The 14,823-nt window shown below is 67.0% G+C and carries 11 protein-coding genes; 1 reads left to right on the forward strand and 10 read right to left on the reverse strand.

Annotated features, from left to right (window positions below):
• Positions 1 to 54: 54 nt before the first annotated feature.
• The 4 genes from A5699_RS16010 to A5699_RS16025 all read right to left on the reverse strand — a co-directional run bounded on the left by A5699_RS16010 (position 55) and on the right by A5699_RS16025 (position 5,062).
• A complete protein-coding gene (locus A5699_RS16010; protein ID WP_067770916.1) occupies positions 55 to 1,203 on the reverse strand; it encodes a ferredoxin reductase in 1,149 nt (382 codons plus the stop codon).
• Between the two features lie 66 nt (positions 1,204 to 1,269).
• Complete coding sequence (locus A5699_RS16015; RefSeq protein ID WP_067770917.1) at positions 1,270 to 1,779, reverse strand: hypothetical protein; 510 nt, start codon at positions 1,777 to 1,779, stop codon at positions 1,270 to 1,272.
• A 9-nt stretch (positions 1,780 to 1,788) separates the two neighbouring features.
• Positions 1,789 to 3,576 (reverse strand): BCCT family transporter, encoded by a 1,788-nt coding sequence (locus tag A5699_RS16020; protein ID WP_067770919.1) that lies wholly within the window; start codon positions 3,574 to 3,576, stop codon positions 1,789 to 1,791.
• A 76-nt stretch (positions 3,577 to 3,652) separates the two neighbouring features.
• Positions 3,653 to 5,062 (reverse strand): wax ester/triacylglycerol synthase family O-acyltransferase, encoded by a 1,410-nt coding sequence (locus tag A5699_RS16025; protein ID WP_067770920.1) that lies wholly within the window; start codon positions 5,060 to 5,062, stop codon positions 3,653 to 3,655.
• A 224-nt stretch (positions 5,063 to 5,286) separates the two neighbouring features.
• On the opposite strand from A5699_RS16025, the gene A5699_RS16030 reads away from it, so the two are divergent.
• Positions 5,287 to 5,814: an Rv3235 family protein gene (locus A5699_RS16030; RefSeq protein WP_067771006.1), complete on the forward strand. Its 528-nt coding sequence runs from the start codon at positions 5,287 to 5,289 to the stop codon at positions 5,812 to 5,814.
• Here A5699_RS16030 and secA read toward each other — a convergent pair.
• From secA to mtrA, 6 genes are all read right to left on the reverse strand, one after another.
• Positions 5,811 to 8,666: a preprotein translocase subunit SecA gene (gene secA, locus A5699_RS16035; protein ID WP_067770923.1), complete on the reverse strand. Its 2,856-nt coding sequence runs from the start codon at positions 8,664 to 8,666 to the stop codon at positions 5,811 to 5,813. The genes A5699_RS16030 and secA overlap by 4 nt on opposite strands.
• Positions 8,667 to 8,840: 174 nt before the next feature.
• Entirely contained in the window at positions 8,841 to 9,488 is a 648-nt protein-coding gene (gene hpf, locus A5699_RS16040; RefSeq protein ID WP_197508307.1) for a ribosome hibernation-promoting factor, HPF/YfiA family, read from the reverse strand.
• Between the two features lie 325 nt (positions 9,489 to 9,813).
• On the reverse strand, positions 9,814 to 10,455 hold the full coding sequence (locus tag A5699_RS16045; protein WP_067770927.1) for a ComF family protein: 642 nt from the start codon (positions 10,453 to 10,455) through the stop codon (positions 9,814 to 9,816).
• 242 nt (positions 10,456 to 10,697) lie between these two features.
• Positions 10,698 to 12,458, reverse strand: a complete 1,761-nt coding sequence (lpqB, locus tag A5699_RS16050; protein ID WP_067770929.1) for an MtrAB system accessory lipoprotein LpqB — start codon at positions 12,456 to 12,458, stop codon at positions 10,698 to 10,700.
• Positions 12,455 to 14,128, reverse strand: a complete 1,674-nt coding sequence (gene mtrB / locus A5699_RS16055) for an MtrAB system histidine kinase MtrB (protein ID WP_067770932.1) — start codon at positions 14,126 to 14,128, stop codon at positions 12,455 to 12,457. The genes lpqB and mtrB overlap by 4 nt, the downstream gene beginning before the upstream one ends.
• A complete protein-coding gene (mtrA, locus tag A5699_RS16060) occupies positions 14,125 to 14,811 on the reverse strand; it encodes a two-component system response regulator MtrA (RefSeq protein WP_019343547.1) in 687 nt (228 codons plus the stop codon). The genes mtrB and mtrA overlap by 4 nt, the downstream gene beginning before the upstream one ends.
• Positions 14,812 to 14,823: the final 12 nt, after the last annotated feature.

Here is a 14,823-nt window from a genome sequence, read left to right on the forward strand (position 1 = left end):
CTTTTACCTACGGTAGCGTAACCTACGACTCCGTAGGTTACCAGTCAGTAAAGTCTAGACGTCCAGAACACAGTCGCCGGAAGCCGCCGAAACACAGGTCTGAATCCGGCTGCCGGGATCGTGCTCGACACCGGTCCGCAGGTCCCGAACGTGCCCGTCGACGAGACCCACCACACACGACTGGCAGATACCCATCCGGCAGCCGAACGGCATCCGCACGCCGACCTGCTCACCGGCGTCCATCAACGGCGTCGCGCCGTCGACGGCGACCTCCTTGCCGCTGCGCTCGAACGTCACCGTGCCCCCAGCGCCGTGCGGGGCAGCCCGCGACACGGCGAACCGTTCCAGATGCAGGTTGTCGACGATCCCGGCCGCCGCCCAGACCCGCTCGGCGTCGTTGAGCATCCCCTCCGGCCCGCACGCCCAGGCCTGCCGGACGCGCCAGTCGGCGACGATGTCGTCGAGGTGCGAGAGATTCAGCCGACCCTCGGTGCGGGTGCTGCGCAACAACAGCCGATACCCGGGGTGGGCCTCGTGCAGCTCGGCCAGCTCCGCGGCGAACATCACGTCGGATTCCGTTGGCGCCGAATGCACATGGACGATGTCGGTGATCTGACCGCGGCGCACCAAGGTGCGCAGCATCGACATCACCGGGGTGATGCCCGAACCGGCCGTGAGGAACAACACCGACGCCGGGGCCGGATCCGGCATCACGAAATTGCCCTGCGGCGCGGCCAACCGGACCACCGTGCCGGGCCGCAATCCGTCGACCAGGTGCGTGGAGAGGAAACCTTCGGGCATCGCCTTGACCGTGATCGCGATGGTGCGCGCCCCAGCTCCGGCAGCGCGCTCGGGCGTCGAGGTCAACGAATACGACCGCCACCGCCAGCGCCCGTCCATCAGCACGCCGATACCGATGTACTGGCCCGGCTGATAGTCGAACGAGAATCCCCACCCCGGCTTGATCACCAGCGTCGCGGAATCGGCGGTTTCCCGACGCACCTCGACCACCCGGCCGCGCAGCTCGCGCGCCGACCACAACGGATTGGCCAACTTGAGGTAATCGTCGGGCAGGAGCGGCGTGGTCACCTGCCCCACGATCCGGCGCAAGGCATGCCAACCCGGACGTCGCTCAGCACCGGCGATGGTGGGACGCACCGTATCGGCCACATTGGCCGAGACCTTGATGGAGTTCTTGGCCATGAACCTACGGTACCGTAGGTTACTGCCTCGTAGCCAGTCGTACGTCGGCGCTCGCCGGTCAGGCGTTCAGAGCAGTTCGAGCAAGAACGGCAGTTCCTGAGGCGCATACCAGGCCAGGTCGTGGTCCTGGGCATCGCCGACGGTCAACTCCGCGTCCTCGTCGCCGAGATCGGCCTCATCGATGACATCGACCGCGGCCAGCACCGCCTGCTCGGCGTCAGCGTTGTCGACGTACACCGCGACGACGGCGTCGATCGGCACCGGGCCTGACAGCCGCACCACGGCGTCATCGAGGTCAGGGCGCACGGTCACCTGGATGTCTGCGCCCGTGTCGGCCACCACCACCGCGCGCCGCGGCGGCAGACCCGCATCCGGCGGCACTCCGGCCAGCAGCCGCAACGAGGCCAGTGCGGCGTCGCGCAACGCCACCTCGGCGAGCTCGTCGTCGTCACCTTCGGCATAGGCCTCGCGCAGCGTCGGGGTGACCGCGAAGGCCGTCCCGTTCACGACGAACAGTTGACGGTCGGCAACCAGCTGCTGCAGGGCGACCAGGGTCGTCGGAATGTAGACGCGCACCCCGCGAGATTAACCGGCGCCGGTCTCCTTTTCGTCTTCGACGCGATCGGCGTTCGGATCCTTCTCCACCGCGATGACGAAATCGTCGCCGTGTTGGGTGACCCCGGAGACCACTGCGCTGTTGACCGCCTCCAGCGCATATTCGCGACGGACCACCATGGGATCCCGGCGCAGGTCACGCACGAGCGCCACCGCCAACCCGATCATCACCAGCACGAACGGCACCGCGACGATGATGGTGATGGACTGCAGGCCGTTCAGCGCGTCGGCTCCCCCGACCAGCAGCATGACCGCCGCCACGGCACCGGTGGCCACGCCCCAGAAGATCACCGTGGGCCGGGTCGGTTTGATGGTGCCGCGCTCGGACAGCGAGCCCATCACGATCGACGCGGCATCGGCACCCGAGACGAAGAAGATGGCGACCAGGATCATCACCACGACGCTGGTGACCGTCGCGATCGGATACTCGCCGAGCAGGCTGAACAACTGCCGTTCCTGACTGCCCATGCCGGCCAGGTCCACCCCGTTCTGCTGCTCGAAGATCGCGGCCCCACCGAACACACAGAACCAGACGACCGAGACCACGCTGGGCACCAGCAGCACCCCCGTCACGAACTGCCGGATGGTGCGGCCACGGGAAATCCGGGCGATGAACATGCCGACGAAGGGGGTCCAGGAGATCCACCACGCCCAGTAGAAGATGGTCCAGTCCTGCAACCAGGCGCTGACGACCGGGCCCTCGGCACCGGTCCGGGCCGCCATCTGCGCCAGCTGGTCCACGTAGCTGCCGATCGCCGTCGGAATCATGTTCAGCATGAACATCGTCGGGCCGACCAGGAAGATGAACAGCGCCATCGCCAACGCCAGCACCATGTTGATGTTGGACAGCCACTGAATACCGCGGGCCACACCCGAGACCGCGGACAGCACGAATGCGACGGTCAGGATCGTGATGACACCGATCAATATGCCGTTTCCCACCTCGCCCACGCCGGCGACGATCTGCAGGCCGCTGCGGATCTGCAAGGCGCCCAGGCCAAGTGAGGCAGCCGACCCGAACAACGTGGCGAAGATCGCCAGCATGTCGATCACCTTGCCCCACGGCCCGTTGACCCGCTTACCCAGCAACGGCTCGAATGCCGCGCTGACCAACTGCAGCCTGCCCTTGCGGTAGACGCCGTAGGCGATGGTCAGGCCGACGACGGCATAGATGGCCCACGGGTGCAGCGTCCAGTGGAACATCGTGGTGGCCATGGCCGTCTCGGCGGCGGCGGGGTTGCCCGGCCCTCCGGTGCGCGGCGGCGGAGAGGCGAAGTGTGACAGCGGCTCGGACACCCCGAAGAACATCAGGCCGATCCCCATGCCGGCGCTGAACATCATCGCCACCCACGACACCGTGCGAAACTCCGGCTCGTCGTCGTCACGCCCCAACGGGATGTTGCCGTAACGACTCATTGCCAGCCAGATCACGAACACCACGAATCCCGACGCGGTCAGGACGAACAACCATCCGACGTCGGCCATCACCCAACTCAGCGCATTGGCCGACGCGGTTGCCAGCGAGTCGGTACTGACGAATCCCCAGACCAGGAATGCCACCGCGATCGCGGCGGTGACGCCGAACACCACCCAGTCGACGCCCGCGCGGCGCGTGTAGGCCTTTTGCTCGACCGGTACGTCGAGCACGGGGTGATGCGGCACGACATCGCCTGTCGGCGACTTCAGCGCCTTCTCTGTTGTTTTCTTGACTTCGTGCGTGTGCTTGTCGGATCTGCTTTTTCGTATCTCAGCGGCCATGGTGAATTCATCAGACCCCGAACCGTGGCCCAGGTCAAATATCTGCCGGTGTTTGCCAGCAGCGTGTCAGCCGCCGCTACTTGGCCGCGTCCAGCAGTTCGTCCAGCGATTCGCGCAGCAGGCTCGGCAACACCTCGACATCGCTCATGGCATCGCGGTCGGCGTTGATGCCGAAGTACAGCATGCCGTTGTACGACGTGACGCCGATTGCCAGGACCTGGTTGTGCAGCAGCGGCGGCACCGCGTAGGTCTCGAGCAGTTTGGTGCCCGCAATGTACATCTGCTTCTGCGCCCCGGGCACGTTGGTGATCAGCAAATTGAACAGCCGCGCCGAGAATCCGGTGGCCACGCGAATACCCATGGCGTGCAACGTCGGAGGCGCGAATCCGGACAGTGTCACGATGGTGCGCGCATCGACCAGACTGGCCGCCGACGAGTGCGATTCGGTGGCGTGGGCGATCTGTGACAACCGCACCACCGCGTTGCCCTCGCCCACCGGAAGGTCGACCAGGAACGGCGATACCTCACTGATGGCCTGCCCGGGGCCCGCGGAGTCCAGTTCGACGTCGGGATACACCGACATGGGCGCCATCGCCCGCACCGTGGTGCTCGGCGTGACCGGCTCCCCGCGCGACAGCAGCCAGTTGCGCAGCGCGCCGGCCACGACCGCCAGCACGACGTCGTTGATGTCGCAGTGGTAGCGGGCCCGCACCAGCCGGTAGTCCTCCAACCGATGGTGGTCCACCGAGAACCTGCGGTTACGCGAAACCCGGGTGTTCAGCGGGCTGCTGGGCGCGGTGCCGCGCGCCACCGTCCGCGCCACGTCGGCAACCCGCCGGCCCACCGCCGCCAACTCGCTGGCACTGGTGGCCACCTCGGTCACCGTGTCCCGCAGGGCGGCCAGCTGGCTGGTGGGCCGGGTGATCCACTCCCCGACGGCGCCGAGCACCAGTTGGCGGTCACTGGGTTCGCGAGCCGGAATCCAGATGTCCTCACCGAACTCGGGCGGCTTCTGCGTGCGATCGACGATCACATGACCGATCTCGAGCGCGGTCATCCCGTTCACCAGCGCCTGATGGGTCTTGGTGTAGATCGCCATCCGGTTCTTGGCCAGCCCCTCGACCAGATACATCTCCCACAGCGGACGGGTCCTGTCCAACGGCCGGGAACCCAGGCGGGCGATGAGATCGTGCAGTTGCGCATCGCTGCCCGGAGACGGTAGCGCCGAGCGCCGGATGTGGTAGGTGATGTCGAAGTCCCGGTCGTCCACCCACACCGGCCGGGCCAGGCCGAGAGTCACCTCGCGGACCTTCTGCCGGTAGCGCGGGATCTGTGGCAGACGGCGCTCGACGGTCTCCAAGAGGGTCTCGTAGCTCAAGCCGGCGCGCGGCTTACGCAGGATCGCCAACGACCCGACATACATCGGGGTCGCAGTGTTCTCCAAGTGAAAGAACGCTGCGTCGGACGCCGACAGTCTGCTCACCATGCGGCGCCAACCTCCCCTGATTGCCCGGCCAACCTCGTCACGTTAACCGGCGATTCGGTCCGCGCGCATCACGGGTGGTCCCGCGCGTCAATTTGGGGCCGAAACCCACGCCAGGTGGAGGCCGAGATCGGTGCTCAGACCCCCGCCGAACCCATGTCATCATGGATAAATCTGCACCTCTCCAGCAGATGTCGCCCCGTCACGCCGACCGCTGGAGGCTGCTCTTGCCCACCCCGAATCTCACCGCGCAATCGGACTCGGAGCCGTGCTCCGTGCGCCTGCCGCTGACCGCCCCCGTGATCGACTGCGAGCCGCCGGCGGTACCGCTCGACGCCGCCGGTGTCCCGGTCTCGGCCACACCGGCGTGTCCGGCACCGACCGTGCTGCACCGAAGCACCGCCCGTCGGTTGCGGTTGATCGAGGCCGAACCGGAAACCCACGTGCACGCCGGCGCCGCGCAGTTCGCCGACATGGCATTGCGACGGGTCCTTGAGGTCGTCGACCGCCGTCGCCCACCGGGACAACTGAAGTCGTTGATGAGCCAACTGCTGATCGACGCGATCGTCTCGGCCACCAAGTCGCGGCAGCCGACCACGGCGAGCCTGCGCCGGGTCGGACTGCGCCCGGCGCACTCGGCACACGCAGCGGAGGTCTTTGCCACCTACACCCGCGGGACCCGCGTACACGCCGTCGCCGGCCGTGTCGAATTGCGCAGTGGCCGTTGGCAACTCACCGCGCTACAGCTCGGTTAGCCCTTGCGGTGCGACTTCGACGGACGGCCGGCCTTGGCCTGCTTGCGGGCCGCTTCGCGCCGCTCGCGCCGGGTGCCGCCGGACGGCGCGGAATGCCGCCCGCCGCCACCGGAGCGCTGCACCTCGGCACTGCCATCCTCGGCCGGGCCGGTGTAGGTGAGCGGCGGGGCCTCGTTGTCGATTCCCTTGGCGCGCAACGCCGGTGCCGCCGGCCGCTCCTTGGTGGCCACCGCACCCGACTCGGCGTCGCCGGCCGTTCCACCACCGGCCTGAGCCGCCGCGGCCGCGGCGAATTCCGCAAGCCCGCTGGGCGCGGCCACCGGTGCGACTTGAGCGCTGGGGGCCGGAGCCGCCTCGACCTGAACGTTGAACAGGAAGCCGACCGACTCCTCCTTGAGTGCGTCGAGCATGCCGACGAACATGTCGTAGCCCTCGCGCTGGTACTCGACCAGCGGATCGCGCTGCGCCATCGCTCGCAGGCCGATGCCCTCCTTGAGGTAGTCCATCTCGTAGAGGTGTTCCCGCCACTTGCGGTCGATCACGTTGAGCAGGACGTTGCGCTCCAGCTGACGCATGGCGCCCTCACCGGCCAGCTCTTCGAGCTGCTTCTCGCGCTCGGCGTAGGCCCGCTCGGCGTCTTTGATCAGCGCGTCCAGCAACTCGTCGCGGGTCAGCTCACCGGCCTCCCCGACGGCGTCGGAATCGACCAGGTCGTGGTGGTCGATCCCGACCGGATACAGCGTCTTGAGCGCCTCCCACAGCTTGCCCAGGTCCCAGTCCTCGGCATACCCCTCGGCGGTGGCGCCGTCGACATAGGCGGTGATGACGTCGACGAGCATGTCGTGAGCCTGCTTCTGAAGGTTCTCCCCCTCCAGGATCATCCGGCGTTCCTTGTAGATAACCTTGCGCTGCTGATTCATCACCTCGTCGTACTTGAGGACGTTCTTGCGGACCTCGAAGTTCTGCTGCTCGACCTGGGTCTGCGCGCTCTTGATCGCGCGGGTCACCATCTTGGCCTCGATCGGCACGTCGTCGGGCAGGTTGAGCCGCGTCAACAGCGACTCCAGCGTGGCGCCGTTGAACCGTCGCATCAACTCGTCACCCAGCGACAGGTAGAACCGGGACTCACCCGGGTCACCCTGGCGGCCCGACCGGCCGCGCAGCTGGTTGTCGATACGACGCGACTCGTGCCGCTCGGTGCCCAGCACGTAGAGGCCGCCGGCCTCGACGACCTTCTCGGCTTCCTTGGAAGCCTCTTGCTTGATGGTGTTGACGGTGTCGTCCCAGGCCGCCTCGTATTCCTCGGGCGTCTCGACCGGGTCCAGACCCTTCTGCCGCAGTCGCTTGTCGGCCAGGAAGTCGACGTTGCCGCCGAGCACGATGTCGGTACCGCGACCGGCCATGTTGGTGGCGACCGTGATGGCGCCGAGCCGCCCGGCCTCGGCGATGATGTTCGCCTCCTGCTCGTGATACTTCGCGTTGAGCACGTTGTGCGGGATCTTGCGCTTGGTGAACTGCCGCGACAGGTACTCGGAACGCTCGACGCTGGTGGTGCCGATCAGGACCGGCTGGCCCTTCTCGTACCGCTCGGACACGTCGTCGACGACCGCGATGTACTTGGCTTCCTCGGTCTTGTAGATCAGGTCGGACTGGTCCTGACGAACCATCGGCTTGTTGGTCGGGATCGGCACCACACCCAGCTTGTAGATCTCGTGCAGCTCGGCGGCCTCGGTCTCGGCCGTACCGGTCATGCCGGACAGCTTGTTGTAGAGCCGGAAGTAGTTCTGCAGGGTGATAGTGGCCAGGGTCTGGTTCTCGGCCTTGATCTCGACGTGTTCCTTGGCCTCGATCGCCTGGTGCATGCCCTCGTTGTAGCGGCGACCCAACAGCACGCGACCGGTGAACTCGTCGACGATCAGCACCTCGCCGTCACGGACGATGTAGTCCTTGTCGCGCTGGAACAGCTCCTTGGCCTTGATGGCGTTGTTGAGGTAGCTGACCAGGGGCGAGTTCGCGGCCTCGTACAGGTTGTCGATGCCGAGCTGATCTTCGACGAACTCCACGCCGACCTCGTGCACACCGATGGTGCGCTTACGGATGTCGACCTCGTAGTGGACGTCCTTCTCCATCAACGGGGCCAGCCGGGCGAACTCGCTGTACCAGTTGGAGGCGCCGTCGGCCGGGCCGGAGATGATCAGCGGGGTACGGGCCTCGTCGATCAGGATCGAGTCGACCTCGTCCACGATCGCGAAGTTGTGGCCACGCTGCACCATGTCTTCGGTGGAGTGCGCCATGTTGTCGCGCAGATAGTCGAAACCGAACTCGTTGTTGGTGCCGTAGGTGATGTCGGCGGCGTACGCCGTCCTGCGCTCTTCGGGGGTCAGGCCCGAGAGGATGACGCCGACGTCCAGGCCGAGGAACCGGTGCACGCGGCCCATCCACTCACTGTCACGTTTGGCCAGGTAGTCGTTGACCGTGACGACGTGCACGCCCTTGCCGCTCAATGCGTTGAGGTAGGCCGGCAGCACCGCGGTCAGCGTCTTGCCCTCACCGGTCTTCATCTCCGCGACGTTGCCGAAGTGCAGGGCGGCACCACCCATGATCTGGACTTCGAAGTGCTTCTGGCTCAGCACGCGCCAGGCGGCCTCGCGGGCGACGGCGAACGCCTCGGGCAGCAGGTCGTCGAGGTCTTCACCATCGGCGATGCGCTTCTTGAACTCGTCGGTCTTGGCTCGCAGCTCGGCGTCCGAGAGCTTCTCCATGTCGTCGGACAGGGAGTCGACATAGTCGGCGACCTTCTTGAGGCGCTTGACCATGCGGCCTTCACCGAGACGGAGCAACTTCGACAGCACGCTATTTCCCCTGTGGGTTCGATGGATCCCGTGAGCGGGATCGCACGGGCTTAGTTGAGCTCCATCGTAGGTGACCCGCCGAAGCCGCTGGTGGTAGTCACCGGCTGTAGTCACCGCCGAAGTCGAAAACGCACCCCGGATCGCTCCGGGGTGCGTCTTCGCATCAGCTGCCGGTCAGGCCAGCCGGATCAATCCGTAGTCGTAGGCGTGACGGCGGTAGACCACCGACGGTCGATCGCTCTCTTTGTCGTGGAACAGGAAGAAATCGTGTCCGACCAGCTCCATCTCGTAGAGGGCGTCATCGACGGTCATCGGTTTCGCTGGGTGTTCCTTGATCCGCACGATGCGGCCCGGCTCATGCTCGTCTTGAGTGTCGTGGGCCGGGGCGGCCTCGTCGGACACCGGCTGGGTGTCAAACGGCGTCTCGTGTGCGGTGGCCTCCGACAACGAGACCGGGGTTTTGTCGCCGTAGTGGATCTTGCGGCGGTCCTTGCTCTTGCGCAGCCGGCTCTCCAGTTTGCCGGCCGCGGCCTCCAGCGCGGCATAGAAACTGTCGGCGCAGGCCTCGCCCCGCACCACCGGGCCACGGCCGCGGGCCGTGATCTCGACGTGCTGGCAGTTTTTGCGTTGACGGCGGTTGCGTTCGTGGTCGAGCTCGACGTCGAACAGGTAGATGGTGCGGTCGAACCGCTCCAGACGCGACAACTTTTCCGAAACGTAGATCCGGAAGTGATCGGGAACTTCGACGTTGCGTCCCTTGACCACAACCTCTGCGTTCGGCGCCGGGGTGGTGTCGGCGACGTCGTCGCGATCGACCACCATGGTGGCGCTTGAATCCGGGGAATGGGTTGACATACTCGGCAACTCGTTTCTCTCAGTTGTCACACGCAGTGTGCGTGCCGGACATCTCAACGAATCGCGGCGATGGGCCGAAAAATGTTTGCTCCACCCATCGGCGCAAGGTGTCGGGGACTCACCTCCTACCGTTTTGCGGTGAAGTGGCGCTGTGGTGAGGAGCGCCGCCGTGAGGTGTTCACGGGTGGTTGCTGCCGACGGTAGTCCGTGTTCACCCACTCGTGCCACTCATTTCAAATACGTGTTTTCAGTTCTTCATTTGGGTTTGATCGCAGCGACACGATCGACCCCCTCACGCATGGGCGATGGCCAGCACCGCGGACACGTCGGCGCCGGCGCGGGCAAGCATGCGCACCGACTCGGCCGCCGTCGCGCCGGTGGTGACGATGTCGTCGACGAGCACCACTTCGCCTGCGATCGGCTTGACCAGACGCACCCGCCCGGCGATGTTGCGCTGTCGCGCCGCACCCGACAGACCCACCGAGTCGCGGACCCATGGCCGCAACCGCAATGCGGGCACGACCTCCACGCCGGGCAGGGCGGCCGCGGCCGCCACCGCGATCCGGCCGACCGGATCACCGCCGCGGCGGCGTGCTGCGGTGATCCGGGTGGGCGCCGGCACCACGGCGAGTCGAGTGCCGTCGAAACCCCCGACGATGCCCCAGGTGAGCAGCCGCAGGAGACCGGCGTGCAGCGCACCGGCCAGCGGTGCGATCAGATCGGTGCGGCCATGTTCTTTGGCCGCGACGATCGCGCGTCGGCGCACCCCGGCGTGACGGCCCAACGCGAACACCGGGACCCCCGGATCGGTTCGCGGGGTGATGAGGTGTGGCTCGTCGTCGGCGACGGCCAGCTGCGCCGCGCAGGACGGGCACCACCGGGTCGACGGCGCCCCACAGCCACCGCACTCCAACGGCAGGACGAGATCCAACATGCGGGCAGTGTGCGCGCATGGGCTGACATCGCCTTGACGTTCCCAATGCTGCGTCGCCGATTTCTGCCGCAGGGTCGTGAATTCTTGTGGGGCACAGCCCAGGTGCAGAAAACGGCGCGCCGGCCGGCGCGGACTCAAACGCCGCACGCCCGCCGATTTCTACAGCAGGGTCGCCACGAACGTCGCGGGACAGCCCTCACGCAGAAAACGAAGCGGGCACGCGACGAGGCGGCGCGGACGAATCAGCCGGGCAGCACGGGCAACGAGCCGGGCACCATCAGCGGTCGCACCTCGACCCACCCGGGGTTTTCCTCGTTGACCGACGCCGACAGTTGCAACACCCCGCGTTGATCGGCGACATAGACCGTCGACGGATTGGCGGCCACGGTGCCCACCGGGGTTTGCAGGTTGCGGCTGGGCCCGTCGGAGTTGACGCCGTCGAGGTTGACGTAGGACACCGGATGCGCCGGATCGGTTCGGCTGACCACGATGTCGTCACCGGTGCGCCAGGACAACGAGACCACGGTGTTGCCGAGCCCGAAGCCGAGGCGGCGCGGATAGGTCAGCAGGAACTGGCCCTCCGGTGTCCGCTCGACGCCGGCCAGGATCACCTGGCCACCGATCACCATGGCCGCGCGGGTGCCGTCGCGCGAGAGCTGCAGTTCCGTGATGGGCCCGGGGTACCGGGTGGACACCGCTGCCACATCGACCGGTATCCGGGCCGGCACACCGGACGCGTCGCGGATCGCCCGCACCACGTTGGCGTCGTCGACCACCACCCACACGGCCGCATCCAGCGACCAGCTCGGCCGGCTCAGCGTGCGGCCTTCGATGGCCTTGGCGGTGGGCCCGCCCAGCGGACCCATCCACAGCGAGGCGGCCGTGGCCTCGGGGGCGTCCGGCAGCACCACGACCGAGGCCGCGTCCTGCCCGTTGCGCGACACCGCGGCCGACTTCTGGTTTGGCGCCGAGCCGAAGGCCCCGGGCACCGGCGTGGTGCGCTGACCGTCGAGGGCCACCAGTGATCCGCCGACCAAGGCGTGCAAACCTGCCGCCGCACCGGGTACCGCACCGGGATCGGTGGCCGCCACGTCGGAGGTTTCCCAGCCGTCGGCGAACCGGTCGTCCAGTGGGGCACCGTCGGCGTTGATCACATAGGGCCCGCTGATCCCGGCCCGCGAGAGCGTCCAGATGATCTGGGCGGCAAGCAGTTGCCGGCTGTGCGGGTCGGTGGTCGACAGGTTCTCCAGATCGATGCGGGCACCGCCGTAGCCGCGTCCCACACCGGTCTTGCCGCCGTCGGCCCGGGTGACCGGCCCGCGCAACCGCAGTGGCGCGTCGAGCAGGTTGCGTACGGTCCTGGCCATCTCCGGGCGCGGGCCGGCCACCAGTTTGGAGATCAGTTCGGTGGCCAGTTGATCGGGGTCAGAGACCGCCACATAGCGCGGATCGGGTACCACCGTGGTTCCGGTGGGGTCGACGAAGTACAGCGTGTTGCGTTTGTAGGTGGACTGGAACTGCTGCCAGTCGAGGAAGACGCCGTTGGGCAGCCGGTCGATCCGCCAACCGGCCGGGGTCTGGACGAGCTCGATCGGTCCGGGATCGGGCAGGGCACCCTCCCCCGTCTCGAAAACGCCCATGTCGGAAAGGGATCCGAGGATGTCGGCCCGCATGCTCACCGAAACCCGGTCCGAACTACGGGTTTCGACGAACACCACCCGGTCCAGCAGCAGTGCGCTGCCGGCGTCGTCCCAGGAGCTGGAAGCCGACTCGGTGAGGAACTGCCGCGCCGCCAGGTGCCGGTTCGCGGGATCGGCAGTGGCCTTGAGGAATTCCCGCAACAGCACGTCGGGGTCCATACCCGGCGCCGGCTTGGGAAGGTTCGGTGGCGCCGGTTTCTCGACCGTGCCGATCGCCTGCGGTGAGGACGAATTGGGAATTCCCGCGCATCCGGACACCATGACGACAACACCGACGAGCACCACCGTCAGCAGCCGCTTCACACGCTCTCCTCCGCAGGCTCCCGATCTCGGTTCGCACGCCGGCGCGTACCCTGTTGCGGCGCAACGGGTTTCAGAGGCAGTGGGCTCGTGGTCACCTTGTGGCCACGAACCAGGGGCAGCGTCAACCGGAAGCAGGCACCCTTACCCGGTTCACCCCAGGCTTCCAGCCGGCCCTGGTGCAGGCGCGCGTCCTCGATGCTGATGGCCAGGCCCAGCCCGGTGCCGCCGGAGCGGCGCACCCGCGAGGGGTCCGACCGCCAGAATCGGCTGAACACGAGCTTCTCTTCGCCGGGCCGCAGCCCGACGCCGAAGTCGCGGACGGTGACCGCGACGGTGTCCTCGTCGGCGGCCATCCGGATGCGTACCGGTTTGCGCTCGGCATGGTCGATGGCGTTGGCGATGAGATTGCGCAAGATGCGTTCCACCCGGCGCGGATCCACCTCGGCGATCACCTCGTCGGCCGGCATGTCCACGTCGAGTTCGACCTCGGCGTCGGCGGCCAGGTGCCCGACGTTGTCCAGCGCACTCTGCACGGTCGAACGCAGATCCACCGACTCCACCGACAGTTCGGCCACACCGGCGTCGTGCCGGGAGATCTCCAACAGGTCGGCCAGCAGGGTCTCGAACCGGTCCAGCTCGTTGACCATCAGCTCGGTGGAGCGACGCAGCGCCGGGTCCAGATCTTCCCCGGAGTCGTGGATGTGGTCATGGATCAGGTCGGCGGCCATGCGCACCGTGGTCAGCGGCGTGCGCAATTCGTGGCTGACGTCAGAGGTGAAGCGGCGCTGCAGATTACCGAATTCCTCGAGCTGCTGGATCTGCCGCGACAGGCTCTCGGCCATGTCGTTGAACGACACCGCCAGCCGCGCCATGTCGTCCTCGCCGCGTACCGGCATCCGCTCGGTCAGGTGCCCCTCGGCAAAGCGCTCGGCGATGCGTGAGGCCGAGCGCACCGGCTGCACGATCTGACGCGCCACCACCAGGGCGATCGCCGCGAGCAGCCCCAGCAACACCACGCCGCCGGTGGCCATCGTGCCGCGCACCAACGAAATCGTGCTTTCCTCGTTGTTCAGCGGAAAGATCAGGTACAGCTCAAGATTGGGCACCGACGACGAGGCCGGGCTGCCGACGATCAGGGCCGGCCCGGCGAACCCGTCGGTGGAAACCGTGGCGTACTGGTAGCTGACCTGCCCGGCCTTGACGAAGTCACGCAGGGCCTTGGGCACCTGCTGGACCGGGCCGGCCGCGGCGGCTTCGCGAGGTCCGTCGCCGGGCACGATGAGCACCGCGTCGAACGCCCCGGCCACGTCGGCGCGGGCGTCGGCCTTGCGATCGATGAGGGTGTTGCGGGCCAGTTGCAGGCTGCTGTCCAGCGAGCGGCTCTCCTCACCGCCGACGATGCCGCCGACCGTGACGCGGGCGCGCTCGATCTCCTCGGTGGCCGCCTTCACCTTCACTTCGAGAATCCGGTCGGTGATCTGGCTGGTCAGCACAAAGCCGAGGACCATGATGACGGCCAGCGAAAGACCCAGGGTCAACGTGACGACCCGCATCTGCAGCGAGCGTCGCCACACCAGACTCAGGGCCCTGCCGAGCGTCCCCAATCCGCGCAACAGTGGGCCGGAACCTCCCCAGCGACCACGGATGCGCCGTCTGGAGCCGAATATCACGGGGGTCCGGCCTTGTATCCCACTCCTCGAACGGTCAACACCACCTGCGGGTTCTCCGGGTCCTTCTCAACCTTGGCCCGCAACCGCTGGACATGCACGTTCACCAAACGGGTGTCGGCGGGGTGACGGTATCCCCACACCTGTTCGAGCAGCACATCACGAGTAAACACCTGCCGTGGTTTGCGTGCCAGCGCCACCAGCAGGTCGAATTCCAGCGGTGTCAGCGAAATCTGCTCGCCTTGGCGGGTCACCTTGTGGGCCGGCACGTCGATCTCCACGTCGTTGATCGACAGCAGCTCGGCGGGCTCGTCCTCGTTACGACGCAGCCGGGCGCGCACCCGGGCCACCAGCTCCTTGGGCTTGAACGGCTTCATCACGTAGTCGTCGGCGCCGGATTCCAGGCCGAGCACGACGTCGACGGTGTCGGTCTTGGCGGTCAGCATGACGATCGGCACGCCGGAATCGGCACGGAGCACCCGGCACACGTCGATGCCGTTCATGCCGGGCAGCATCAGGTCCAGCAGGACCAGATCGGGCCGCAGTTCACGGACAGCGGTCAGCGCCTGGCTGCCATCCCCGATCACCGCGGTGTCGAATCCTTCACCACGCAAGACGATGGTGAGCATCTCGGCCAGTGATGGGTCGTCGTCGACGACAAGGATCCTTTGCCTCATGGTGTCCATGGTGTCACCCGA

Origin of the sequence: Mycobacterium sp. E802 (genome assembly GCF_001666875.1) — a bacterium.
Lineage (GTDB): Bacteria > Actinomycetota > Actinomycetes > Mycobacteriales > Mycobacteriaceae > Mycobacterium.

Excerpts from the sequence above, each read along its gene's own strand:
- A5699_RS16010 (WP_067770916.1), bottom strand. The coding sequence starts at position 1,203 with ATGGCCAAGAACTCCATCAAGGTCTCGGCCAATGTGGCCGATACGGTG.
- A5699_RS16020 (WP_067770919.1), bottom strand. The coding sequence starts at position 3,576 with ATGGCCGCTGAGATACGAAAAAGCAGATCCGACAAGCACACGCACGAA.
- A5699_RS16025 (WP_067770920.1), bottom strand. The coding sequence starts at position 5,062 with ATGGTGAGCAGACTGTCGGCGTCCGACGCAGCGTTCTTTCACTTGGAG.
- hpf (WP_197508307.1), bottom strand. The coding sequence starts at position 9,488 with ATGGTGGTCGATCGCGACGACGTCGCCGACACCACCCCGGCGCCGAAC.
- A5699_RS16045 (WP_067770927.1), bottom strand. The coding sequence starts at position 10,455 with ATGTTGGATCTCGTCCTGCCGTTGGAGTGCGGTGGCTGTGGGGCGCCG.
- mtrA (WP_019343547.1), bottom strand. The coding sequence starts at position 14,811 with ATGGACACCATGAGGCAAAGGATCCTTGTCGTCGACGACGACCCATCA.